Below are 23,243 nucleotides of genomic sequence, written 5' to 3' on the forward strand. Positions count from 1 at the left end.
GGCGGATCCCCGCCGGGCCCGCCGGAACCGGCCGGTCAGGCCCTACGACCGCTCGACCAGGGCGGGGTGCCGAGGGTCGTCCACCCGGACGATGACGTCGGCGGCCTCGGCCGGCCCGGTCTCCGCCTCGTAGCGGGCGAAGGCGGGCAGCGTCCACTGCTGGTCGGCCGGGGTACGGCGGGCCAGTGCGGCCGGGGAGAGCGCCAGATGGACGGTCAGCTCCAGCGGCAGCCAGCGGCCGAGCAGCAGCGCGCCGTCCAGCAACAGCACGCCCCCGGGCGGGAGCCGGACGTACGGGGCGCGGGTCGAGCGGTCGGTGGCCGGGTCGCGCAGCGAGGGCAGCACCCGGCCGCTGCCACCCGGCTCCAGCGGGTCCAGCACCTCGCGCAGCAGCGCGCCGTCGTCCAGCCAGAGGTCGTGGAAGGCGTCCGTGTCCCGGTGGCCGTACTCCAGCCGGATCGAGGCCGGGCGCAGGAAGTCCGCCGCCGAGACCCGCAGCGCGGGGCGGCCGCGCAGCCGCAGCGGCTCCACCAGGGCGTCGGCGAGCAGCTCGGGCCGGGCGGCCGCGGCGCCGTCCACGGCGATCCGCAGCCATCGCTCGCCGGCGCCGGGCAGCGCGGTGATCCGGTCGGCGAGCAGCTCGGCCAGCTTGTCGGGGGAGATCGGGCGTACCTGCACCAGGCCATCCTGCCGTTCGTCGGGCCGTTCGGGTCAACGGGGGGCGTCCGGCCGTCAGGCCGTCGGGAGGGCGTGCAGGACGTCGTCGTGGCCGGCGTAGAGGCGGCTCCCGTCGGTGGTGACGGTCCAGACGTCCTTGCCCGGGCCGGAGTCGTGGAAGGTCCAGCCCGGTCGGCCGGTGGCGACGTTGACCGCGCAGACCCCGACGGCCGCCGGGCCCGGGACGTACAGCGTGCCGTCGAGGAGCAGCGGACGGCTGCGGCGGTCCATCGGGAACGGCAGCCTGCAGGACCAGAGCACGACGCCGGTGGCCGCGTCGTGGCAGGTGACGACGCCGCTGTCGCGCGGGACGAACACCCGGGGGCCCTCCGCGACGGGCGGCAGCGCCCGCCAGGACTCGCCCCGGGCGGGGGAGTGGGTCCAGGCCGTCTCGCCCGAAGGGCGCAGCAGGCGGACCCCGCCGGTGCCGTCCGGGACGAGGAAGTTCTCGCTGTCGGTGGTGCACCAGCGCAGGTCCTCGTCGCCGGGGGCGGTCCACACCTCGCGGCCGGTGGCGGCGTCCCGGACCACCAGCTCGGTGCGGGTGCCCAGGGAGCGGACGCAGGCCAGCAGACGGGTGCCGCCCCCGGTCGGCGGGACGACCGGCCGCTCCTGGTCCTCGCCGGCGACGGACCACAGGACCGAGCGGTCCGCGACCCGCAGGGCGAAGACCCGGCTGCTCGGCACGGTGCCGTCCGCGCGGGGCCAACCCCAGGCGTAGGCGTAGAGGACGCCGTCGGCCAGGCCGGCCAGCTGGATCCGGCCCTGCAGCTCATCGGGCAGCGGCAGACTCCAGTCGGCGGACGCGTCCGTCAGGTGGTGGGCATCGAGATGCCCCCGGGAGGTGGCGGAGAAGAGCTGCTCGGGCCCGACCACGACCTGACTGAGGGGCACTTCGACGTCGCTCGGCCAGTTCGCGGGCGGCGGAGGGTCGAACACCAGCAGCCGCCCGGGGCCGCCACCGACCGGGTCGAGGACCTGCAGCCCGGCCTTCGACAGGAACACCGGGCGCCGCGGCGGGGCGACCAGCCGCTCGGGGGTCATCGCCTGCGCGCCCCGGTACGTCCACAGCGGCGTCGGCCCGGACTGCGCGGTCGGCACCGGCTCGGACGGCTCCGGCGTCGGCCCGCCGGCCGAGCGGCCCAGCGCCCAGGCCGCCCCGCCGAGCGCCAGCACCCCCGCCCCGGCCAGCAGGCCCCGGCGGCTCAACCGCGGCCCGCCCCCGCCGCCGCCGATCACGTCCCCGGGTACCTCGGCCCCGTCGCCCGCCTCATCCCACTGCCACGAAGCATCCCGCGCGGCCCCCTCGGACGACGGCGACTGCATACCGCTCTCGCTTCCACCCCCGGCGGCCTCGGCGCCACCACCCGCCGGGAGGATATCGAACGGTCCCCGAACCATCCGAAGTCGTCGCTGTGCTGCACTAGGCTGTGGCTCAGCACAGGCCCGCGCAGGAGACCGGGGAGGTACGCCGTGACGGCCGAGATGATCGCACCCGAGTGGATGCACCGGCAGATCACCAGTGAGGAGTACGACTCCTGGACTGAGGAACAGTGTGCGGGCGTAGAGATCGTCGACGGGATGGTGGTCGTGAGTCCGAGCGCCTCGATTCTCCACAAGCGGCTCGCGCGCTACCTGGCGAACGCTCTGGACCAGGCGGGCGGCGAGGACTGGAACGCCGACACCGACTTCGACGTGCGGCTGCAGGACGTGCCGCTCAACAACCGTCGGCCCGACGTGGTGGTCTACCGCAGGGACGCTGTCCACGAGACTCCGGCCAGACCGAGCAACGTGCTGCTGCTGGTCGAGGTCGTCTCGCCGGGCTCGGAGACCACCGACCGGGTGGTCAAGTTCGACCAGTACGCCAAGGCGGGCATCCCCTTCTACTGGCGGGTCGAGCAGGCGCCAGGCCGGGTGCCGGTCGTCCACACGTACGTGCTGGACGCTGCCGGTCGGTCGTACCGTGCGGATGAGCTGTTCACGGGGCTGGTGAAGGCAGTGGTGCCGTACCCGGTGGAGGTCGACCTCACCGAGCTGTAGGACGTCACCCTCCCGGCGGATGGTCCGCGAGGCCGTTCCGGGCCGCCGCGGTGGTGTGCGTGGGGCCGATGGGCCGGCCGGGGCGGCAGGGGCTCGCCTTGACAGGGTTCCGGGCCGGACGTAGCAAGGGAGCATGCGCCATCCGCAGGCGGCCGGCGGGGCCGCCGAGCCGGTCCGTGGGGCGGGCCCGGAGACGGCTTCGGAACCGGTCCTGGAAACGGCTCCGGAACCGCTGTCGGTGGCGCTCGGGGAGGGGGCCGCGCTCCCGGAGGCGGTGCACGAGCGGGACGCGCTGCTGGCGGAGGCCGTGCGGCGGGTGCTGGGGTCGACCGGGGCGTACGGGGCGATGGTTTACCTGCGGTCGCGGGACCGGCGGTCTCTGGTGCTGCGCACCATCGCGGGAGTGCCGCTGTCGATCATGAGTCCGTTCCGCCGGGTCGCGGCCGCCGGGCCGCTTCCGGTCGCGGTGTGCTTCCGGACCGGCCGGAGCGTCACGCTGTCCGACCCCGAGGAGACCATGCGGCGCTTCCCGCAGTTCGCGGTCGGGCTGCCGTACGAACTCGTTTCGGCCTGTGTGGCGGTGGGGCACGGCGGGGAGCGGTTCGGGGTGCTGAGCGTGCTGTGGCCGGCCTCGGACGACGGTGTGCCGGCCCAGGAAGGCGGGCAGCTGGCGGCGATCGCCTCCCGACTGGGCGCCGGGCTGGCCGAGTTGACGGCGGTCGGGCAGTCGGTCGAGCCGGGGGGTGACGCCGCCGTGGTGGAGCTGCCGTCGCCCTCCGTGCCCACCACCCGGGTCGGGCTGTTCGACTGGGACGTGGCCAGCGGGGCGCTGGCCGCGGACGTGCAGTTCCGGGAGATCTTCGGTTTCGCGCCCGGCGAGTTCGACGGCACGGTGGGCTGTCTGACCGGGCGGATCGCCCCCGGGGACGTGCCCGAGTTCCGGGCCGCCGCCCGGACCGCCCTGGAGCGCGGCGAGGTGCTGGCCGCCCGGGTGCGGGTGCTCGGGCCGGCCGGGCGCCCGTACCCGGTGGAGCTGTGGGCCCGGGTGCCCGGCGCGATCTCCGAGGGCGGGACCCGCCTGGTCGGCGCCGTCCTGGACGTGCGCACCCTGACCGCCGCCGCGGCCGCCGTGGAGCGGCTGCGCGAGGGCGTGTTCTCGCTCGACCCGGACGGCCTGGTCGGCTACGTCAACCGGGCCGCCGAGCCGCTGCTGCGGGCGACCCGGGAGGAGCTGATCGGCCACCACCCGTGGGAGGTGCTGCCCTGGCTCGCCGACCCCTTCTACGAGAACCGCTACCGCGCGGCCCTGCTCTCCCAGCAGCCCACCACCTTCCTGGCCGCCCGCCCGCCGGACGGCTGGCTCGCCTTCTCCCTGTTCCCCGACGCGCACGGCGTCACCGGCCGGGTGGTCGCCGCCGAGTCCCCGCCGGGTGCGGCCGCCCCGCCGACCGCGGCCCCGCCCGGCCCCGGCGCGGGCGGCACGGGCGCGACGGGCGGCGTGGGCAGCACCCACCACCTGCTCCAGCTGGCCAGCGCGCTCACCGAGGCCGTCACCGTGCGCGACGTGTGCCGGGCGGTGGCCGAGGAGATCCTCCCGGCGTTCGGCGGCCAGGAGCTCGCCATCTACGGGGTGCACGAGCAGCGGCTGCACCTGGTCTCGCAGACCGGCTACCCGGACGGCTTCCTGGACGGCTTCGAGGGCACCCCGATCGACGCCCGCGTCCCCGGCGCCGAGACGCTCAGCACCGGCACCCCGATCTTCTTCGAGTCGGTGCGCGAACTCGCCGCCGCCTACCCGGGCCTGGCCCTGGACGAGATGGGCGCGTGGGCGTTCCTGCCGCTGATCGCCTCCGGCCGTCCGGTCGGCAGCTGCATCCTCGGCTTCGACTGCGCGCACCCCTTCACCCTTGAGGAGCGCGGGCTGCTCACCGGTCTCGGCGGCTTCATCGCCCAGGCGCTGGAGCGCGCCCGGCTGTACGACGCCGAGTTCGCCCTGGCCCGCGGCCTACAGCAGGCCCTGCTGCCGCACCGGCTGCCGCAGGTCCCCGGCATCCGGACCGCCGCCCGCTACCTGCCCGGCACCCAGGGCATGGAGATCGGCGGCGACTGGTACGACGAGATCGTCACCGGCGCCGACCTCACCCTGGTGATCGGCGACGTCGAGGGCCACAGCGTCGCCGCCGCCGCGGCGATGGGCCAGCTGCGCAGCGCCGTCCGCGCCTTCGCCAGCGGAGGCGAGCCGCCCGACCGGGTGCTCGCCCGCACCAACCGGCTGCTGCTGGACCTCGATCCCGGACTGCTCGCCAGCTGCTGCCTGATCCGCCTCACCCCCGCGGACGGCACGGCGCGGATCGGCCGGGCCGGGCACCTGCCGCCGGTGCTGCGCCACCCGGACGGGCGGGCCGAGGCGCTGTACGTCCCGGGCGGGCCGCTGCTGGGCGTGGACGACCGGGCCGCGTACCCGGTCAGCAAGCTGAGGCTGCGGCCCGGCTCGCTGCTCGTCCTCTACACCGACGGGCTGGTGGAGGACCCGGCGCTGGCGATCGACCAGGGGGTGGACCGGCTGCGGGCCGCGCTGGCGCACGGCCGGGCGGGGGAGGAGCTGGAGGAGCTGGCCGAGCGGTTGGTGCGCGAGGTCGGCTCGACCGGGCGGGTGGACGACATGGCGCTGCTGCTCACGGCCTTCGAGGGCGGCGCCGGGCGGGCCCCCGGACCGGCGACTTTCGTCGGCGCGGAGGGCGACGAAGGGTGACCGCGGGCGCGGCGCCCGGCCGGTTAGCCTCGACGGGTGGAAGCAATCGCACGGGCCTGGTCGAAGGCGGTACGGACGGCACTGCCGGGGCCCTGGCGGCCCCGGCGGGTGGTGGGCGAGGCCGTGCTGGCCGTACTGATGGGCGTGGTCGCCGGCCTGCTGGAGGCGGTCGTCCGCACCGACCTGGCGGTGCCGTTCGGGCTCGCGGTCGCTGTGCTGTGGGTGCTGCGGAAGGGCTTCCCGGCGACCGTGCTGGTGCTGACCGGGGTGATCGCGGGCTGGTCGCTCGGACCGATGCCGCTGCTGGTGTGCGCGGGCTGGGCGGCCGGGGCGCGGATCAGCCGGGTGTGGCGGCTGGTCGGCGCCTTCGTGCTGAGCTATCTGATGTTCTCCACGTTCGGGATGCTCAAGGACGGTGAGGCGGGCTCTTCCAAGCTGATCATCGGACTGTCGCTCGGCGTCTTCCTGGTCTTCGCCGTCCTGCCCGCGCTCTACAGCCGCTACCGGGCGCAGCGCCGCGCCCTGCTGGACGCGCTCCAGGAGCGCAACGACCAGCTGGTGCGCGAGCGGGCGATGGTGGTCCACCAGGCGCGGCTGCGCGAGCGGCACCGGATCGCCCAGGACATGCACGACAGCCTGGGCCACCAGCTCGCACTGATCTCCGTGCACTCGGGCGCGTTGGAGGTCGACCGCACCCTCAACGACCGGCAGCGGGAGGCGGTCGGGGTGCTGCGGCAGGCGGCGGTCGCGGCGATGCGCGAGCTGCGCGAAGTGGTCGGGGTGCTGCACCACGAGTCGACGGCGCTGCCGTCCGCGGTCGGTGCACCGGGCGCGGCGCCGGCCCGCGGCGGGGTGGACGGGGTCGAGGGGCTGGCGGAGTCCTCCCGGGCGGCCGGGGCCTCGGTGGCGTTCTCCACCGAGGGCGAGCGGCGCCCGCTCGCGGCCGCGGTCGACCACGCGGCGTACCGGATCGTGCAGGAGGCGCTCACCAACGCGCACAAGCACGCCCCCGGCGCGCCAATCGCGGTCGCGCTCCGCTACGAGCCGGACGCGCTAGTGGTCGAGGTCACCAACCCCCGCGCGCCGGCGCTCATCGGCGCACACACCGGCGCGGGCCCGGCGGTGAGCGGCGGACAGGGGCTGGCCGGGCTGCGTGAGCGCGCCCGGCTGGTCGGTGGCATGGTGCACGCCGGGCCGACGCCCGAGGAGGGCTTCCGGCTGGCGGCCGTCCTCCCGTACGAGGGAGCGGAGGCCGACGGCGCCGCCGCCCCGGCGGGGGAGGAGGACTGGGTGTTCGGCGGTCTGCCGCCGGACGACGGGACGGACGGCCGTCAGCGGCGTCCGGCGCTCGGCTGTGCGGCCGGGGTGGGTGCGATCGCGCTGATCGTGGCGGGACTGGTGGTCTGGGGCGTGGTGGCCTTCGTCCGGGGCACCGACGATTCGACGGTCCGGCAGTCGGTCTACGACCAGATCCAGCCGGGCCAGTCGCGGGTCGAGGTGATGCGCCGACTGCCGCCCGGCAACGACTTCTTCACCGCCGACTACCAGCGCGCCGGGCCGCCCAGGCCCGAGGGTTCGCACTGCCGCTGGTACTCACTGGACAAGGTCGAGCCGGGCGACTCCTGGTCGGACAACCACGTGGCGCGGTTCTGCTTCAAGGACGGGGTGCTGGTGGACAAGGCGGAGTACGTCACCAAGGACTGACCTCGCGCCCGTCGCGCCCATCGGGCCCGCCCCGCCCGGCCCGGGCGGGAGGCGGGGGCGGCCGGGATGTGAGGATGGTGCCCCAGTCGCATCACCGTTCGAGGGGAATGACCAGCGTGATCCGAGTCCTCGTCGCCGACGACGAGCCGCTCATCCGGGCCGGGATCAGGATGATCCTGGGGTCGGCCGACGACATCGAGGTGGTCGCCGAGGCCGCCGACGGCCGAGAGGCGCTGGACCTGGCCCGGGCGCACCGGGTGGACGTCGTCCTGCTGGACATCCAGATGCCGGTGATGGACGGACTGACGGCGCTCCGGGAGCTCGGCAGGGTCGTACCCGGCGCGCGGGCGATCATTCTCACCACCTTCGGGGAGCGCGAGAACGTCCTGCGCGCCGTGACCGAGGGCGGCGCCGGGTTCCTGCTCAAGGACACTGCGCCGAACGAGTTGATCCAGGCCGTCCGGGCAGCGGCCGGCGGGAACGCCTTCCTCTCCCCGGCCGCCACCCGGCACATCGTCGACTCGCTCGCCTCCGGGCGCAGCGCCTCGGCGGCCGCCCGCGGGGCGGAGGCGCGGCGCCGGCTGGAGGTGCTCACCGGGCGCGAGCTGGAGGTGCTGGGGCTGCTCGGGGAGGGCCTGTCCAACGCGGACGCGGGGGCCCGGATCCACATGAGCGAGGCGACGGTGAAGACGTACGTCAGCCGGATCCTGGCCAAGCTGGGCTGTGAGAACCGGGTCCAGGCGGCGCTGCTGGCGCGGGACGCGGAGCTCGACGGTCGTCACTGAGCGCGTTCCCGTCGCCACGGAACGCGTTCATGGTGGCGGATGCCACTCGACTGCCGCTTCGAATCGGGAACTCCGGATGCACTGGTGACGGTGCGTCAGTTCTCGGTTGCGGACGGTCGATGGTGTGCGGGACTTTACGGATGGACAGATGTGAGCACGGGCACGGAAATTGATCGTTAGATCTTTAAAATGCGGTCAAACCCGGTCGAACCGGGCGCCGTTTCTTGATCGATACCGCCGGTAACAGTCAACTGACCTGCGAAGACCAAGAATTGCTTGCTGCGCCCCGGACATGCCCCTAGCTTTCTTGGCGGCGCAACGAGCGCCACCCGGGTTCACCCCGACGCACGGCCCGCCGACTGACCCCCGGCGCGAGGGCGGTGCCCGCCGACGAGACCGGCTCGAACAGGGCCGTCGGCGAGCGGAGGTGACCGGGGCGGCACGGCACGTCCGACACGTGCCCGGCCGCCCGACGAGTGAGGTGAGCGCAACCGACCGGCCCATGTCCCGGGCCTGGTTCCGCCTGCCCGCCCGGGGCTTGTCGAGAGGACCTTGCATGACTTCCCGTCACGAGACCGCCGCTGCCACCGACACCGCCGCCACCGGCAAGCGCAACCGCCTGCGGATGGCGGTCGTCGCAGGTGCCGCCGTCGCGGCCCTGCCGGTGGCCGGCCTCGTCACGGCCACCTCGGCCTCCGCCGCACCCTCCTCCACCTGGGACACCGTCGCCCAGTGCGAGAGCGGCGGGAACTGGAGCATCAGCACCGGCAACGGCTTCCACGGCGGACTGCAGTTCACCCCCTCCACCTGGGCCGCGTACGGCGGGACCGCGTACGCCCCGCAGGCCGACCAGGCGACCAGGGCGCAGCAGATCGCCGTCGCCGAGAAGGTACTCGCCTCGCAGGGGCCGGGCGCCTGGCCCGTCTGCTCCAGGAAGGCGGGCCTGAGCAAGGGCGGCGCCCCGGCCGCCGTCGACACCTCGGCGGGCTCCGGTTCCTCGGACCCGGGCCCGGCCGCCAAGCCGGCCAAGCGCGCCGCGAAGGCGGCCCCCAAGGCCGCGCAGCAGGCCGCCCCGAAGGCGAAGTCGCAGGCTCCGAAGGCCGCGCAGGGCCGTCCGTCGGCCAAGCCGGTGCAGTCGGCGCCCGCGGCGGAGAAGAACGCCTCCGGCGGCAGCTACACCGTCAGGAGCGGTGACACGCTGAGCGACATCGCCGCCAAGTTCGGCGTCGACACCGTCAGCCTGTACAGCGAGAACGCCCGCACCATCGGCGCCGACCCGGACCTGATCTTCCCGGGGCAGACGCTGACCGTGTGACGCCGGACCACCGGTGACCCGCGTCGAGCGGCCACCCCTGTGCGGGGTGGCCGCTCGACGCGTTCGGTGGATCACTGCATCGGTAGGGTCACATGATGGTCCGACTGGTGCGGCCGATTCGTCGGCCAGACCCAACTGGACCGGGCAGCCGGCGGTCGGGTCGTACTACCGCTATGCGCCCCCGGGGCGCGCGGGGTTGTAGTTGAACATTGAACGTGATGTCTGAATACCGCCGGAGATGTCAAGGAATCCGGATCAGGATCGACGTACACGCCGAGGGCGGAACACCGGCCGGAACACCGGCAGGGGCCGCGATCGGAACACGTGAACGAGGAGACCTGAAGAGATGACGATGAACGGTACGGCGGCGCTCGACGGCAAGGTGGCCCTGGTGACCGGCGGCAGCCGGGGGATCGGGGCGGCGGTCGCGCTGCGGCTGGCCGAGGACGGCGCCGACGTGGCGCTGACCTACCAGGGCTCGGCCGATCGGGCCGAGGAGGTGGTCGCGAAGATCACCGCGATGGGACGGACCGGCTGGGCCGTGCGCGCCGACAGCGCCGACCCGGAGGCCGTGCACGCCGCGGTGGCCGCGGTCGCCGAGCGGTTCGGGCGGCTGGACATCCTGGTGAACAACGCGGGCGTCGGCGCGGGCGGGCCGATCGAGGAGGTCGCACTGGAGGAACTCGACCGGGTGCTGGAGGTGAACGTCCGGGCGCCGTACCTGTACGCCCAGGCGGCGGTGAAGCACCTGACCGAGGGCGGGCGGATCGTCAGCATCGGCAGCTGCATCGCCCAGCGGGTCGTCTTCCCCGGCGCCGCGCTCTACGCGACCAGCAAGGCCGCGCTGATCGGCCTCACCAAGGCGCTGGCCAGGGAGCTCGGCCCGCGCGGGATCACCGTCAACCTGGTCCACCCGGGCCCGATCGACACCGAGATGAACCCGGCCGACGGCCCGTCCGCCGACTTCCAGCGCGGCTTCGTCGCCCTCGGCCGGTACGGCGCGGTGAACGAGGTGGCGGGCGCCGTCTCCTACCTGGTGGGTGAGGACGGCCGGTACGTCAGCGGTGCGGAGCTGTCGGTGGACGGCGGATTCTCCGCCTGATCTCCCGCCGGACCGGGGGCGGCGGCGTCGTGCCGGGCGCTCGGGTGTCGTGCCCGGCGGTTGCCGGTGCCCGCGCTTACGATCGCCCGGCACGATCCGTGCGCCCCCGACCGAGAGGTGTGCCATGACCGCGGTGGACGACCCGATCGAGCTGCTCGCCCGGGCCCTCGCCCAGACCGCCGGCCTGATCGACGGCACCGGCGTCGAGCTGGCCGGCCACCCGACCCCCTGCCGCTCCTGGGACGTCGGCGACTTGGTCAGCCACCTCCTGTTCGACCTGCGGCAGTTCACCCTGCGGGCCGAGGGCGGGCAGCCGGACTGGTCGCAGTCCTTCGAGCGGGTGGAGGAGGACTGGCTGCACGCCTTCGAGGCCGGCGCCGAGCGGCTGGTTACGGCCTGGCGCGCCGCCGGGGACCTCACCGGCACGGTGTCGGCCCCCGGCGGCGCCATCCTCCCGGCGCGCTTCCCGGTCGATCAGCAGACCGCCGAATTCGCCGTCCATGCCTGGGACTTGGCGCGCGCCACCGGCCAGTCCACCGAGGGCCTGGACCACGAGGTCGCGCTCGCCGCGCTCGACTGGGCCCGCGGCGCCCTCAGGCCCGAGTACCGCGGCGAGGAGGCGGAGCACCACGCCTTCGGCCCCGAGGTCCCCGCGCCGGCGGACGCCCCGGCGTACGACCGGCTGGCCGCCTTCTTCGGCCGCGACCCCTGGGCGGCCGTCGAAGTCTAGGTTTTCCAACTCCCGCCGCCGACGACTGGTACGACGTCCTGGCCGGGGCGGCCGCGCTCAGGGGTGCCGCCGCGTCAGTGCACGTGTCCGCCCGCCGCCGCCCGCTTGATCGCCTCGCGGATGCGCGGGTAGCTGCCGCAGCGGCAGATGTTCTGGATCTGGTCGATGTCCGCGTCCGTCGGGTTGGGGGTGCGGCGCAGCAGTGCGACGGCCGTCATGATCTGGCCCGGCTGGCAGAAGCCGCACTGGGCGACGTCGCAGTCGATCCAGGCCTCCTGCACGGGGTGGAGGGTGTCGCCGTCGGCGAGGCCCTCGATGGTGGTGACGGTGCGGCCCTCGCAGTCCTTGACGGAGTGGGTGCAGGGCTGGAACTCCTGGCCGTCGAGGTGGCTGGTGCAGGCCCGGCAGACGCCCACCCCGCAGCCGTACTTGGGGCCGGTGACGCCGAGCTTGTCGCGGAGGACCCAGAGCAGCGGCATGTCGTCCGGGGCGTCGACGGTGACGGACTGCCCGTTGAGGACGAAGGTGTGGGTGGGCATGGGGAGTCGATGTCCTTGGTTCCGGGCGGTCAGAAGGCGGTGTCGGTTCGGAGGTCGGTGCTGGTGCGGAGGTCGGTGCTGGTGCGGAGGTCGGTGCCGGTTCAGAAGTTGATCGGGAAGGAGCGCGGGCTGGTGCCGGTCGCCCGGGCGTAGGCGTTGGCGACCGCGGCGGAGGCCGCCGGGACGCCCAACTCGCCGGCGCCGCCCGGGGATCCGCTCGACGGCATGAGGTGGATCTCGACCGTCGGCGGGGTGTTGCGCTGCCGGGCGTAGTGGAAGTCGGCGTAACTTCCTTCCCGGAAGGCGCCGTTGTCGAGGTGGTTGCCGGCCTGGAGGATCACCGAGATGCCGTCGCTCAGGGCGCCGGTCAACTGGGCTTCCAGACCACGGGGGTTGATGACCTGGCCGACGTCGGCGGCGATGACGGCCTTGGTGACCCGGGGGTTGGCGCGGTCGGTGGCATCGAGTTCGACCAGGTAGGCGACCCGGCCGCCGTTCTCGTCGTGGTAGCCGACGCCCTGGGCCTGGCCGGCCGGCATCGGGCGGCCCCAGCTGCCGGCCTTGGCGACGGTGTCCAGCAGCGCCTGCCCGGCGGTGTCGCGCAGCCGGGCGCGGCGGAAGGCGACCTCGTCCTGGCCCATCCGGCGGGCGAGTTCGTCCATCATGATCTCGTCGGCGACCCGGACCATGCCCGAGTAGACCGAGCGCCAGCTGCCGGTGTGCATCTGCAGCGGCAGCTCGGCGAGCAGCTGGGTGGGGATGCCGACGTCGTACGGGTTCTTCTCGGTGAGCAGGAAGAAGGCCTGGGCGAGGCTGATCCCGGCGACCGACAGGTTGAACCCGGCTCCGGTGAGCGCCTCGCCGAGCCCGTGCGAGAGGTCGGTCCGGACGGTGGCGGCGCGGTGCTCCCAGGTGAGCACCTGGCCGAGGCCGTAGGTGGCGCGGATCCGGTGGTGGCTGGCGGGGCGCATCCGGCCGTGGCGCATGTCGTCGTTGCGGGTCCACATCAGCTTGACCGGGCGGCCGGCGGCCTTGGAGATCTGGGCGGCCTCCAGGGCGGCGTCGAAGAACAGCCGGCGCCCGAACGAGCCGCCGCCGCGTACGACGTGGACGGTGACGGCGCTCTGCGGCAGGCCGAGTTCGGCGGCGATGGTCTGCTGGGCGATGATCGGGCTCTGCGCGGCGAACCACAGCTCGGCGCGGCCCGGCCGCACGTCGGCGACGGCGGTCAGCACCTCCATCGGGGCGTGGTTGACGAAGGCGAAGTCGAACTCGCCGTCCAGGTACGGGGTGAGCAGCGGCGGCAGCAGGAACGGCGCGTGGGCGGCGCGCAGCTGTGCCTGGACGTCGGCGGTGGACAGGCCGGCGACCGGGCCGGGGTTCCAGGTGGTGCGCAGCGCGTCGCGGGCCTTGAGCGCCTGGTCGAAGGTCTCGGCGAGGACGGCGACGCCGCTGGGGATCCGGACCACGGCGAGCACGCCGGGCATGGCGCGGGCGACGGAGGCGTCCAGGGACTTGAGGGTGCCGTTGACGGTGGTCGGGCGGGCGACCACGGTGGGTGCGGCGCCCGGGATCTGCAGGTCCCCGGTGTACTTGGCGCGCCCGGTGACGATGTCGCGGGCGTCGATGCGTCCGGTCGGCTGTCCCACCAGCCGGCGCTGGTCGGCCGGCTTGGGCGTGGCGGGCACGGCGGGCACGACCACCGAGGCCGCGTCGGCGGCGAGTTCGCCGAAGCCGAGGCGGCGGCCGTCGGGGGCGAGGACGGCGGAGTCGGCGGTGCGCAGTCCGCTCGCCGGAACGTTCCAGCGGTGGGCGGCGGCGGTGACCAGCCGGGCGCGGGCGGCGGCGGCCGCGGCGCGTACCGGGTCGTACAGCGAGCGGACCGAGTTGGAGCCGCCGGTGAGCTGGTTGAAGAGCAGTTCGGGGCGGCCGTCGGAGAGCGGTACGTCCACGTCGGTGAGCTTGGCGTCGAGTTCGTCGGCGACCAGCATGGCGATCGCGGTGGTCAGGCCCTGGCCGACCTCCAGCCGGGGCAGGTGGAGCGCGGCACGCCCGGCGGGGGTGATTTCGAGTACCAGCAGGTGCGCGGTGGGCAGCCCGGCGAGGATCATCGCGTCGCCGAGGTCGAGGACGTCCGGGATGCCCGGCAGGCCGAGCAACTGCGGGGGCGCGGCCGCGTCCTGGGCGGCCGCGGCGGCGCGGACGGCGGCCTGGGCGGGGGCGGGTGCGGCGGCGTCGAGGCCGAGCCGGGCGGCGACGGTGAGGGTCGGGGCGGCCAGCAGGTAGGTGAGGAAGCGGCGGCGCCCGGTGTCCCCGGCGGGGCCCGCGGAGCTGTCGGAGGCGGTCGTCCCGGCGGGTCGTCCGGTGTCGCCCGGGTGGCCGGCGGAGTCCGAGGGGGCGATGGAGGTGCTGATGGGAGGAAACCCTTCAAGCCGGAGACGGCGCCGGATCGGGCGGGCACGGACGGCCCCGGCCCCGGTGCCGGATCGCGAACGCCGTTGAGCATAGGAGGGCACTACTGACGGGTCAACATGGCCAATCTTGGCCCTCCGGGCGGGTGGTGGAGGGGTTCCGTCCGCTTGGGGTGGCGGCGTCGGAGCGGGTACGGACGGCGCTTCGGCCGGGCGGCGGAGGCCGGGGCGAACCGGGGCCCGATCGTGCTTGTGGATCAACGGGGCTTCGTCGTACGGGAGTTCATTGCTCGCCCGACGGTGCGGCGGAGGCCGTCCGGCGGAGTGCAAGTGGCCCAGGGAAATTCAAGATCAATGGACCTGTCAGTCGGTCCATTTCATCCCTAGGCTGGGCGGTGCCCCGCTGAGAGCCGCCCCGGACGGTTGTGAACCTCCGGCCCGCGCGCCGCCCGTCCGACAGGAGACAAGTGCCGAACCAGAGCGCCGCCGGCTTCGCCCTGCTGCCCCCCGCCGGCCCCCAGCGCACGCTCGCCACAGCCCAGTTGGCGAGCGCGGTGGGCGACGGCGCCTACTACACCTGCTCCGCGCTCTACTTCACCCGCGTGGTCGGCATGTCACCGACCGCCCTCGGCCTCGGCCTCGCGATCGCCTGGGCGCTCGGCTCGCTGGCGGGTGTCCCGCTCGGCCACCTCGCCGACCGCCGTGGCCCGCGCCGCACCGCCGTGGCCCTCGCGCTCGGCACGGCCGCCGTGGTCGCCGCCCTCCTGGTGGTGCGCTCCTACGGGCTGTTCCTGCTCGCCGTCTGCCTCTACGCCACCGCGCAGTCCGGCCTCACCGCCGCCCGGCAGGCCCTGGTCGCGGGCCTGGTGCCGCGCGCCGAACGGACCGGACTGCTCGCCCACCTGCAGTCAACCCTCAACGGCGGACTGGCCGTTGGCGCCGCCATCGGCGGCATCGCGCTGACCGTCGGCACCCGCACCGCCTACCTCGGCGCCTTCACCGTCACCGCGCTCGGCTTCCTGGCCGGTGCGCTGGTCCTGCGGCGGCTGCCCGAAGTCCCGCCCGCGCCGCAGGAGTCGGGCACCGGCCCGCGCCTCGCCGTGCTGCGCGACCGCCGCTACGCCGCCGTCACCCTGGTCAACACCGTGCTGCTGCTGCGGATGCCGCTGCTCAGCCTGATCCTGCCGCTGTGGATCGCCCAGCGCGCCTCCGGCCTCGGCTGGCTCGGCTCGGTGCTGTTCGTGCTCAACACCCTGGCCGTGCTGGCCTTCCAGGTCCGGGCGGCGCGCGACGTCAGCGGACTGGACTCCGCCGTCCGGGCGGTGCGCGCGTCCGGGGTGCTGCTGCTCGCCTCCTGCGTGGTCTGCGGACTGTCCGCCCTCGACGTCTCGGTGTGGGCGTTCGGCGCGCTGCTGGTGGTCGCGGCCGTGCTGCAGGTGGCGGGCGAGATGCGGCAGTCGGCCGGCTCCTGGCAGCTCGGCTTCGACCTCGCGCCGCCCGAGCGGATCGGCCAGTACCAGGGCTTCTTCGGCACCGGCGTCGCCGTCGCCCGCACCCTCGGGCCGCTGCTGCTCACCGCGCTGCTGCTGGAGGGCGGGCTCGCGGGTTGGCTGGTGCTGGGCGGGGTGTTCCTGGCCGCCGGGTACGCGATGGGCCCGGTCGCCCGCTGGGCGGCGCGCGACCGCCGGCCGGTGCCCGCCCCGGTCGTGCCGGCGGCCTGAGGCGTGTCCGGATCGGACGCCCGGATCGGACGCCCGGTTCGGACGCCCCAGGAAAACGGTGGCCCCGGCCCGCCACCCGCTGGCATGCTGGCCGCGTGGACCGACCCCAGATCTGGCTCGACTTCGCCCCTGAGCTGCACCTCTTCGTCTCCGCGCCCCGCCGGGCCGGCCGTACCGCGCTGCGCACCGACGGCACCTCCACCCTCGGCCACGTGGTCGAGTCCCTGGGCGTCCCGCTCACCGAGGTCGGCGCCCTGCTGGTGGACGGCCGGCCCGTGCCCGACTCGCACGTCCCGGCCGACACCGAGCACGTCAGCGTCGAGGCGGTGGCCCGCCCACAGCCCTCACCCGCCCCGCCGCGCTTCCTGCTGGACGTCCACCTCGGCACCCTCGCCCGCCGGCTGCGCCTGCTCGGGGTGGACGCCGCGTACGAGAACCCGGACATCGGCGACGCCGCACTGGCCGCCCGCTCCGCCGCCGAACAGCGCGTGATGCTCTCCCGCGACCGCGGCCTGCTGCGCCGCCGCGAACTGTGGGCGGGCGCCTACGTCTACAGCCACCGCCCCGCCGAGCAACTGCGCGACGTGCTCTCCCGCTTCGCCCCGCCGCTCGCGCCCTGGAGCCGCTGCACCACCTGCAACGGCACGCTGCGCACGGTGAGCAAGACCACCGTGCGCGAGCAGCTCCACGACGGCACCGAGCGCTCCTACGACGCCTTCGCCCAGTGCGCCGAGTGCGGCCAGGCCTACTGGCGAGGCGCCCACCACGCCCGGCTGGAGTCCATCGTCACCGAGGCCGTCCGGGAGTTCGGGGGCGTCTCGGGGTAGCGGGCCCGGATGCCGCCGATGGCGGGGGCGCCGCGGGCCGTGGTCTGATCGGGGGTGGGGGACGAGCCCAGGAACTCCGTCACACGAGAGGCCGGGTCGTCGGATGAGCGATCAACCTGTACACCCTGTCCACCAACCCTTCTCGCACCAACCCTTCTCGCAGCAACCCTTCTCGCACCAACCCTTCGAGAGCGCCGAAACCGGTGACGCCGCCGTGGTGACGGCCCCGGACGGCGCCGTGGTCCGCCCGCTGCTGGTGCTGGACGGCCGGGGCAGCCTCGCCGTCTTCGAGCTCGCCCCCGGGCAGGTCACCCACGCGGTGTCGCACGCCACCGTGCAGGAGCTGTGGCAGGTCACCGCGGGCAGCGGTGAGCTGTGGCGCCGCCAGGACGGCCGGGAGGAGACCCTCCGGCTCGCGGCCGGGACGGCGGTGTCGATCCCGCTCGGCACCGCCTTCCAGTTCCGGGCCGACCCGGACGCCGACGGACCGCTGCGCATCACCGCCGTCACCATGCCGCCCTGGCCGGGGACGGACACCGAGGCGCGCCCCGAGCAGGGCCCCTGGAAGGCGACCGTCCGGTGAGCGGGCAGTCAGGGCCCGACCAGGCCGAGGGCCCAGGTGTGGGTGATGTAGCTGCCCATGCGGGTCGGGTGGCGCTCGACCAGTGTCGCGCTCAGGCCGCCTTCGGCCGTCCGGCCCAGCGAACCCGTGAAGCGGTGCTGCTCCTCCGGCGCGAGCGGGAGCAGTTCGGCCAGCACGGCGTCGTCCAGCTCCCGCCCGATCGCGCGCAGTACCCCCGCGTCCAGCACCAGCAGGGTGCCGTCGGGCAGCGCCAGCGGCTCCGGTGCCTGGGCGTCGGTGAGCAGCGGGCCACGCTCGACCGCCCCGCCGGGCAGCAGCCGCACCACCCGGCTGCGGGTGGGGCGGCGGCGGTCCGTCTCGACCACGCGCAGGCCGTCGCCGACCACGTAGTGGCCGTAGCTGCGCCAGGAGTCGACGACGGTCCCGTCCCGGTCGTGGGCCCGAGTGTCGAAGGCGCCGTAGCCCTCCAGCCCGAGGACGAACCGCCCGCCGCCGATCGCCGCGCCGCGCTCGCCGCGCAGCTCGGCGACCAGGGTGCCGTCGGCGAGGTCCAGCAGCAGGGCGGGGCCGAGGTGGCCCCAGGCGGTGTACTCGAAGGAGTCGGTGGTGACCAGCACCCGGCCGGCGGAGATGTGCGCCGCGTTCGGCCGCCCCGGGCAGGGCTGCCGCCAGCGGACCAGGCCGGTCGGGTCGACGCAGCTGAGCTCGCCGTCCCGGCCGTGCACCTCCCACCCGTCCCGCCGGGCCAGCGGCCCCTCCGGGCGGCCCTGCGGACGCCCGCCGGGCGTGCGATGGTGGTGCATGACCGTGACCCGCCAACTCCCCATGGCCCGGATGCTAGCGGTTGACCGTGAACGGCGGGGGCCGTTTCGACGGTGCCCTGGGAGCCCGGACGGCGGACAATCTCCCCAGGAGCCGAGGAGGAGGCCACCGGTGGAACCCGCCGAGTTCGACGTGATGATCGAAATCCCGCAGAGGTCGCGGAACAAGTACGTGATGGACTTCGACGCGGGCCGGATCCGCCTCGACCGCACGCTCTTCACCGCCACCCGCTACCCCGCGGACTACGGCTACGTCGAGGGCACCCTCGGCGGCGACGGCGAGCCGCTGGACGCCCTCGTCCTCGGCGGCGAGCCCGCCGTGCCGGGCTGCGTGCTCACCTGCCGGGCGGTCGGCATGTGGGTGATGCGCGACGAGCGCGGCCCGGACCAGAAGATCCTCTGCGTCCCGGCCCACGACCCGCGCTACGCCGACCTGCGGGACATCGGCGACCTGCGCGAGTTCGACCTGCTGGAGATCACCCACTTCTTCCAGGTGTACAAGGACCTCGAACGCGGCAAGTCGGTCAAGGGCTCGCACTGGGCGGGCCGCGAGGCGGCCCGCGCCGAGATCGCCGAATCCCGCGCCCGCGCGGTGGGCACGCGCTTCGCCCACCCGGCCTGACCTCCCTGGCGGCCAGGCCGGCAGGGGAGTCAGGCCCGGGCGGTCGCCGGTCGCCGGTCGCCGGTCGTCGGCCGTCGGTCCTGCCGGTCAGAGCCGCGCGCTGCGCAGGATGGCGCGGACCTGGTCGGAGATCGCGGCCTCGTTGTGCTCGAACTCCGGTGAGGTGACCCGGTCCTGCTGGTCCGGGAGGCCGGTGAGGACCGGGGTGTGGAGGTGGCCGCCGGGCAGGTCGGGGTGGAGGGCGAGGCGCAAGCGGTTGGAGCGGTAGGCGACCTCGTTGGAGAGGTAGCCCCCGCCGCCTCCGGCCACCGCGCGGGAGCCGGGGGTGGGGCCGTCGGTGCGGCGGACGGGGGCGGTGGCGCCCGCCGGTATCTCGACGACGGGGGTGTTGAGCAGGACGGGGTAGGGCTGCTGGACGGCTGTCATGGCGTCGGTGGGCAGGGTGGTGTGGATGAACTGCGGGCCGTCGGCCAGGCCCGGGGCGTCCACCGGGTGCGAGGTGGTGCCGCCGGAGAGGGCGCCGACGTTGTCGGTGGCCGGGTCGGCGGAGCGGGCGCGCCCGGCCCAGGCCTCCAGGGTGAACTTGCCGGGGTAGCCCTGGCTGATGCTGGTGATCAGGTCGGCGGACTGCGGGCCATCGGGCCGCAGGTGGGGGCCGAAGGCGCGTTCCACGATGCCGTCGTCGAAGTCGCCGTAGCGCACCGGCAGGACGACGGCCCGCACCTCGGCGGTGCTGCCGTCGGCGAGGGTGATCCGCTGCCCGTCCAGTTGGAGGACGGCCGCGCCGGCGGGGTTGGCGCGGCGCGGCTCGGTGTCCAGGCCGTACGGGTCGAAGCCGCTGATGAAGATCCGCCGGATGCCGGAGCCGGAGTCGGGGCCGGAGTCGTCGCTGAAGCCCTCGTCCAGGCCGCGGGAGGCGTCCTCGAAGCGGGCCCGGAGCTCGGCGTGGTCGACGTCGAACCGGGGCTGCCAACGGGCGAGTTGGACGGTCATGGCGAGCCGGGCCCAGTACAGCGGGCGGTCGTCGAGGGCGGGCAGCTCGCCGCTGGGCCGACGGCCCTGGGCGCGGTCGAGGCCGGCCTGCCAGAGCCGGTGGCCCCAGATGTCCACCATCCGCTGGGCGCGGTGGGCGTTGCGGGCGGAGCAGAGTGCGGCGGGGAAGCCGTCGAGCACGTCGCCGAGGCCGGCGCGCTCGGTGAAGACGGTGGTCCGGGCGTCCTGGAGGCGGGCCTGTTCGGCGTCCAGCGGCGTGGTGGTGACGGTGCGACAGCCCGCTGGTGCGGCCTGGGCGGCGGCGGCCGGGGCGAGCAGGGCGGCGAGGGTTCCGGCGAGGGCGGTGGCCAGGGTGGCGGCCCGGCCGGTGGTGCGTCCGGCGGCACGGCGAATGATTGTCATGGACTCCGACAATAGGTACGGCACTGACGCCCCGCCAGGGTGCCTGCTCGCTGCCCGTAGGCTGACCGGGTGACACCCCTCGACCCGACCGTCAAGTCCCTGCTCACCGACCCCTACGGTGCCTACGCCGAGCTGCGCGCCGAGGCGCCCGTCCGGCGGATCCTCGGCCCGGACGGGCTGCCCGTCTGGCTGGTGACCCGCTACCCGGACGTCCGTCAGGCCCTCGCCGACCCGCGCCTCGCCCTCGACAAGGCGCACGCCGCACCCGGCAACTACCGGGGCCTCGCGCTGCCGCCCGCGCTGGACGCCAACCTGCTCAACATGGACCCGCCGGACCACACCCGGATCCGCCGCCTGGTCGTCCAGGCCTTCACCCCGCGCCGGGTCGCCGCCCTGCGCGCGCCGATCGAGCGCGTCGCCGAGCGACTCCTCGACGCCGTCGAGGACACCGCCGGGCCCACCCGCCGCGTCGACCTGCTCGCGAGCTACGCCGCGCCCCTGCCGATCACCGTCATCTGCGACCTGCTCGGCGTCCCCGAGGAGGGCCGGCAGGACTTCCGGGCCTGGACCGACGCCCTGATCACCCCGGACCCGGCCCGCCCCGAGCAGGCCCGTGACGCCGTCAAGGCGATGCTCGCCTTCTTCACCGGCCTGATCGAGCGCAAGCGCGCCGAGCCGGCCGACGACCTGCTCTCCGACCTCATCGCCGTCCGGGACGAGCAGGACCGGCTGAGCGAGGACGAACTGACCTCGCTCGCCTTCCTCATCCTCTTCGCCGGCTACGAGAACACCGTCCACCTGATCGCCAACGCCGTCCTCGCCCTGCTCACCCACCCCGAACAGCTCACCGCGCTGCGCGCCGAGCCGGAGCTGGTCGCGGGCGCCGTCGAGGAGTTCGCCCGGTTCGACGGCCCGGCCCCGCTGGCCATCCGCCGCTTCCCGCGCGAGGACGTCACCATCGGCGGCGTCACCGTCCCGGCGGGGGAGACGGTGCTGCTCTCGCTCGCCTCCGCCAACCGCGACCCCGAGCAGTTCACCGACCCCGACCGGCTCGACCTGCGCCGCCGGGAGAACGGCCACCTCGCGCTCGGCCACGGCATCCACTACTGCCTGGGCGCCCCGCTGGCCCGGATGGAGACGGCGCTCGCGATCACCGCCCTGCTGCGCCGCTTCCCCGCGCTGGCCCTGGACGTCCCGGTCGAGCAGCTGCGCCACCGGCCCACCATGCGGGCCCGTGGCCTGCTGGAACTCCCCGTCCGGTTCTAGGACCCGCCCTGGTCGAACGACCGGGAACCGGCGTGGCATCCACGGCGTTGTCGTGGTCGAACAGCGTGATTCGGACGGTGGTGGAGGAAACCCCATGAGTGTGGCCCTGACGAAGGGTGGCAACGTCTCCCTGAACCGGCAGGCGCCCGGCGTGCGGTCCGTCCGGGTCTGCCTCGGCTGGACGGCCGGCCCCGGGTACGACCTGGACGCCAGCGCCCTGCTCTGCGGGGCGTCCGGGAAGGTCCCGACGGACCAGCACTTCGTCTTCTTCAACAACCTGCGGAGCCCGGACGGCGCGGTGCGCCACCTGGGCAACGACGGCGGGGGCGGCGGAGGCGACGACCGGGAGCGGATCGAGGTCCGGCTCGCGGACGTCTCGGCCGATGTGCAGAAGGTCGTCTTCGCGGTGGCGATCTACGACGCGGCGCGGCGCCGGCAGACCTTCGGGCAGGTGCGCGGCGCGTACGTCCGCCTCACCGACGCGGACGGCGGCGCCGAGGTGGCCCGCTACGACGTCACGCCGGAGACGGGCAGCGAGACGGCGATGGTGTTCGGCGAGCTCTACCGGCACGGCACGGACTGGAAGTTCCGCGCCATCGGCCAGGGCTACGCCTCGGGGCTCGCGGGCATCGCCACCGACTTCGGTGTCGACGTCCTCCAGCCGGCGCCCGTCGTACCCGCCTCCGCCCCCGCTCCCGTCCCCCCGATGCCGGCGGCGGCGCCCGCCGCCGTCGGTCCCGCTGTTCCGAAGACCCAGCCAGCAACAGGGAGTTCGCCCGTGACGTGTTTCTTCGACCCCACTCACGGCATCGGCTCGGCCGTGGTGCTGTGGCAGCCGCAGTGGGGCGTGCCGCGCCAGGTCGAGGCCTGTGCCGCCTGCGCCCAGCGGGTGCAGACCACCGTCCCGCCGTTCTACACCCCGCCGCAGGCCGGCTACCCGCGGCAGCAGGTCCAGCCGCAGGTGCCCGCCCAGCATCAGGACCAGGGCGGCCGCCGCTTCGGCACTGGCGCCATGCTCGGCGCGGGTGCGGCGGGCCTGGTCGGCGGCATGCTGCTCAACGAGGCACTGAGCGACGACGAGCCCCAGGTGGTCGTCAACAACTACTACGAGGACGACGACGACTCGTTCTTCTGAGTCGTCGCCGCTGTTCCTCCCACCGGCCGGAACCGCTGTGCCGGTTCCGGCCGGTCCCGTCGGCCTCAGCTGATGACGACCGCCATCTGCCCGTAGGTGGCGTAGCCGTCGGCGAAGTCCTGCTCGGAGACCGTCGTGCGGCCGCGGGCGGGGTCGTTGACCGAGACCCTGCCACCGCTGAACCCGGTGACGACGACGGTGTGTTCGGCGGGCCCCGCGTACGGGACGCTCCTGCCGTCGTAGGCCGTGTACGTGGTGGTCGCGAGGTGCCGCCAGAGGTAGTCCACCCAGACGATCGCCGGGTGGCCGGCGGCCAGCTGGTCCTTCAGCTGCTGGACGGAGACGCCCTCGCCGTCCTGGAGCACGGTGAGCCCGTAGGAGCGGGCGGCCCCGGCGACCGGCGGGGAGTACACGCCGTACCCGGTGCCGGCCGTCTCCGAGCCGTCCGGGTCGCCGACGAACGCCCGGTAGGGGTCGCCGGAGCGCGGACCGGAGTGGCCGAACTCGGGGTGCGCCCGGTCGACGCCGATCCGGTCCAGGATCTGCTGGTCGTCCGCTTGCACGCCCCGCGCGGCGAGGACCATGCGCAGTGAGGCGGCCTCGCAGTCGTCGTTGAGCTGCTGGTGGTAGTAGGGGACGCCGGTGGCTTCGGGGGCGCCCAGCGCGGGGCCGGTGCCCGCCGCCAGGGCCGCGGTGGTCAGGACGGCGAGCCAGGACGCTCGCGCTCGTGCGGTGGTCGTCATGGCCATGACGCTACGAAGGCCGGTCGCGCTCCGCA

The 23,243-nt window shown here is 74.7% G+C and carries 20 protein-coding genes; 13 read left to right on the forward strand and 7 right to left on the reverse strand.

The features are described from left to right. Positions 1-42 precede the first annotated feature (42 nt). Together ACIG5E_RS32095 and ACIG5E_RS32100 are read right to left on the reverse strand one after the other, a co-directional pair. The gene (locus tag ACIG5E_RS32095) at positions 43-678 is read right to left on the reverse strand and encodes a uridine kinase (RefSeq protein ID WP_396539421.1); all 636 of its coding nucleotides are present in this window, start codon (positions 676-678) and stop codon (positions 43-45) included. A gap of 54 nt (positions 679-732) precedes the next feature. Then, positions 733-1,926, reverse strand: a complete 1,194-nt coding sequence (locus tag ACIG5E_RS32100) for a PQQ-binding-like beta-propeller repeat protein (protein ID WP_396539423.1) — start codon at positions 1,924-1,926, stop codon at positions 733-735. 264 nt (positions 1,927-2,190) lie between these two features. Between ACIG5E_RS32100 and ACIG5E_RS32105 the strand changes: the two genes are divergently transcribed. The 7 genes from ACIG5E_RS32105 to ACIG5E_RS32135 all read left to right on the forward strand — a co-directional run bounded on the left by ACIG5E_RS32105 (position 2,191) and on the right by ACIG5E_RS32135 (position 11,145). Beyond that, positions 2,191-2,757, forward strand: coding sequence for a Uma2 family endonuclease (locus tag ACIG5E_RS32105; protein ID WP_396539425.1), 567 nt, complete (start codon positions 2,191-2,193; stop codon positions 2,755-2,757). A 133-nt stretch (positions 2,758-2,890) separates the two neighbouring features. Further along, entirely contained in the window at positions 2,891-5,509 is a 2,619-nt protein-coding gene (locus ACIG5E_RS32110; protein WP_396539427.1) for a SpoIIE family protein phosphatase, read from the forward strand. Between the two features lie 36 nt (positions 5,510-5,545). After that, positions 5,546-7,213 (forward strand): sensor histidine kinase, encoded by a 1,668-nt coding sequence (locus tag ACIG5E_RS32115; RefSeq protein ID WP_396539429.1) that lies wholly within the window; start codon positions 5,546-5,548, stop codon positions 7,211-7,213. A gap of 116 nt (positions 7,214-7,329) precedes the next feature. Beyond that, entirely contained in the window at positions 7,330-7,998 is a 669-nt protein-coding gene (locus ACIG5E_RS32120; RefSeq protein ID WP_396539431.1) for a response regulator, read from the forward strand. A gap of 556 nt (positions 7,999-8,554) precedes the next feature. Further along, on the forward strand, positions 8,555-9,313 hold the full coding sequence (locus tag ACIG5E_RS32125) for a transglycosylase family protein (protein WP_396539433.1): 759 nt from the start codon (positions 8,555-8,557) through the stop codon (positions 9,311-9,313). Between the two features lie 346 nt (positions 9,314-9,659). Continuing rightward, positions 9,660-10,415, forward strand: coding sequence for an SDR family NAD(P)-dependent oxidoreductase (locus ACIG5E_RS32130; protein ID WP_396539435.1), 756 nt, complete (start codon positions 9,660-9,662; stop codon positions 10,413-10,415). A 124-nt stretch (positions 10,416-10,539) separates the two neighbouring features. Beyond that, positions 10,540-11,145 carry a TIGR03086 family metal-binding protein gene (locus ACIG5E_RS32135; protein WP_396539437.1) on the forward strand — a complete coding sequence of 202 codons (606 nt, stop codon included), beginning with the start codon at positions 10,540-10,542 and terminating at the stop codon, positions 11,143-11,145. Between the two features lie 74 nt (positions 11,146-11,219). Here ACIG5E_RS32135 and ACIG5E_RS32140 read toward each other — a convergent pair whose 3' ends face one another. Next, on the reverse strand, positions 11,220-11,684 hold the full coding sequence (locus tag ACIG5E_RS32140; protein ID WP_396539439.1) for a (2Fe-2S)-binding protein: 465 nt from the start codon (positions 11,682-11,684) through the stop codon (positions 11,220-11,222). A gap of 101 nt (positions 11,685-11,785) precedes the next feature. Next, complete coding sequence (locus ACIG5E_RS32145; RefSeq protein ID WP_396539441.1) at positions 11,786-14,200, reverse strand: molybdopterin cofactor-binding domain-containing protein; 2,415 nt, start codon at positions 14,198-14,200, stop codon at positions 11,786-11,788. A 362-nt stretch (positions 14,201-14,562) separates the two neighbouring features. Here ACIG5E_RS32145 and ACIG5E_RS32150 point away from each other — a divergent pair, with 362 nt between their 5' ends. The 3 genes from ACIG5E_RS32150 (at position 14,563) to ACIG5E_RS32160 (ending at position 17,226) form a co-directional block, all read left to right on the forward strand. Beyond that, on the forward strand, positions 14,563-15,816 hold the full coding sequence (locus tag ACIG5E_RS32150; protein ID WP_396539443.1) for an MFS transporter: 1,254 nt from the start codon (positions 14,563-14,565) through the stop codon (positions 15,814-15,816). A 95-nt stretch (positions 15,817-15,911) separates the two neighbouring features. Beyond that, positions 15,912-16,643: a Mut7-C RNAse domain-containing protein gene (locus ACIG5E_RS32155; protein ID WP_396539445.1), complete on the forward strand. Its 732-nt coding sequence runs from the start codon at positions 15,912-15,914 to the stop codon at positions 16,641-16,643. A 217-nt stretch (positions 16,644-16,860) separates the two neighbouring features. Then, the gene (locus ACIG5E_RS32160) at positions 16,861-17,226 is read left to right on the forward strand and encodes a cupin domain-containing protein (protein ID WP_396539447.1); all 366 of its coding nucleotides are present in this window, start codon (positions 16,861-16,863) and stop codon (positions 17,224-17,226) included. An 8-nt stretch (positions 17,227-17,234) separates the two neighbouring features. Here the strand turns inward: ACIG5E_RS32160 and ACIG5E_RS32165 are convergent, their stop codons facing one another. Continuing rightward, positions 17,235-18,029: a hypothetical protein gene (locus ACIG5E_RS32165; protein ID WP_396539449.1), complete on the reverse strand. Its 795-nt coding sequence runs from the start codon at positions 18,027-18,029 to the stop codon at positions 17,235-17,237. A gap of 154 nt (positions 18,030-18,183) precedes the next feature. Between ACIG5E_RS32165 and ACIG5E_RS32170 the strand changes: the two genes are divergently transcribed. Then, complete coding sequence (locus ACIG5E_RS32170; RefSeq protein ID WP_396539484.1) at positions 18,184-18,669, forward strand: inorganic diphosphatase; 486 nt, start codon at positions 18,184-18,186, stop codon at positions 18,667-18,669. An 87-nt stretch (positions 18,670-18,756) separates the two neighbouring features. Here the strand turns inward: ACIG5E_RS32170 and ACIG5E_RS32175 are convergent, their stop codons facing one another. Then, positions 18,757-20,064, reverse strand: coding sequence for a pyroglutamyl peptidase (locus ACIG5E_RS32175; protein WP_396539451.1), 1,308 nt, complete (start codon positions 20,062-20,064; stop codon positions 18,757-18,759). Positions 20,065-20,133: 69 nt separating this feature from the next. On the opposite strand from ACIG5E_RS32175, the gene ACIG5E_RS32180 reads away from it, so the two are divergent. Continuing rightward, positions 20,134-21,330 carry a cytochrome P450 gene (locus ACIG5E_RS32180; protein ID WP_396539453.1) on the forward strand — a complete coding sequence of 399 codons (1,197 nt, stop codon included), beginning with the start codon at positions 20,134-20,136 and terminating at the stop codon, positions 21,328-21,330. 94 nt (positions 21,331-21,424) lie between these two features. Next, positions 21,425-22,465, forward strand: coding sequence for a TerD family protein (locus ACIG5E_RS32185; RefSeq protein ID WP_396539455.1), 1,041 nt, complete (start codon positions 21,425-21,427; stop codon positions 22,463-22,465). Positions 22,466-22,530: 65 nt separating this feature from the next. On the opposite strand, the gene ACIG5E_RS32190 is transcribed toward ACIG5E_RS32185, so the two are convergent. Further along, entirely contained in the window at positions 22,531-23,208 is a 678-nt protein-coding gene (locus ACIG5E_RS32190; protein WP_396539457.1) for a C39 family peptidase, read from the reverse strand. Positions 23,209-23,243: the final 35 nt, after the last annotated feature.

The organism is Kitasatospora sp. NPDC053057 (genome assembly GCF_044546945.1).
Taxonomy (GTDB): Bacteria; Actinomycetota; Actinomycetes; order Streptomycetales; family Streptomycetaceae; genus Kitasatospora.

What these genes read in the sequence shown, in the direction of transcription:
- ACIG5E_RS32110 (WP_396539427.1), top strand. Translation starts at nt 2,891, where the DNA reads ATGCGCCATCCGCAGGCGGCCGGCGGGGCCGCCGAGCCGGTCCGTGGG.
- ACIG5E_RS32125 (WP_396539433.1), top strand. Translation starts at nt 8,555, where the DNA reads ATGACTTCCCGTCACGAGACCGCCGCTGCCACCGACACCGCCGCCACC.
- ACIG5E_RS32130 (WP_396539435.1), top strand. Translation starts at nt 9,660, where the DNA reads ATGACGATGAACGGTACGGCGGCGCTCGACGGCAAGGTGGCCCTGGTG.
- ACIG5E_RS32135 (WP_396539437.1), top strand. Translation starts at nt 10,540, where the DNA reads ATGACCGCGGTGGACGACCCGATCGAGCTGCTCGCCCGGGCCCTCGCC.
- ACIG5E_RS32140 (WP_396539439.1), bottom strand. Translation starts at nt 11,684, where the DNA reads ATGCCCACCCACACCTTCGTCCTCAACGGGCAGTCCGTCACCGTCGAC.
- ACIG5E_RS32165 (WP_396539449.1), bottom strand. Translation starts at nt 18,029, where the DNA reads ATGCACCACCATCGCACGCCCGGCGGGCGTCCGCAGGGCCGCCCGGAG.
- ACIG5E_RS32170 (WP_396539484.1), top strand. Translation starts at nt 18,184, where the DNA reads ATGATCGAAATCCCGCAGAGGTCGCGGAACAAGTACGTGATGGACTTC.
- ACIG5E_RS32175 (WP_396539451.1), bottom strand. Translation starts at nt 20,064, where the DNA reads ATGACAATCATTCGCCGTGCCGCCGGACGCACCACCGGCCGGGCCGCC.
- ACIG5E_RS32185 (WP_396539455.1), top strand. Translation starts at nt 21,425, where the DNA reads ATGAGTGTGGCCCTGACGAAGGGTGGCAACGTCTCCCTGAACCGGCAG.
- ACIG5E_RS32190 (WP_396539457.1), bottom strand. Translation starts at nt 23,208, where the DNA reads ATGACGACCACCGCACGAGCGCGAGCGTCCTGGCTCGCCGTCCTGACC.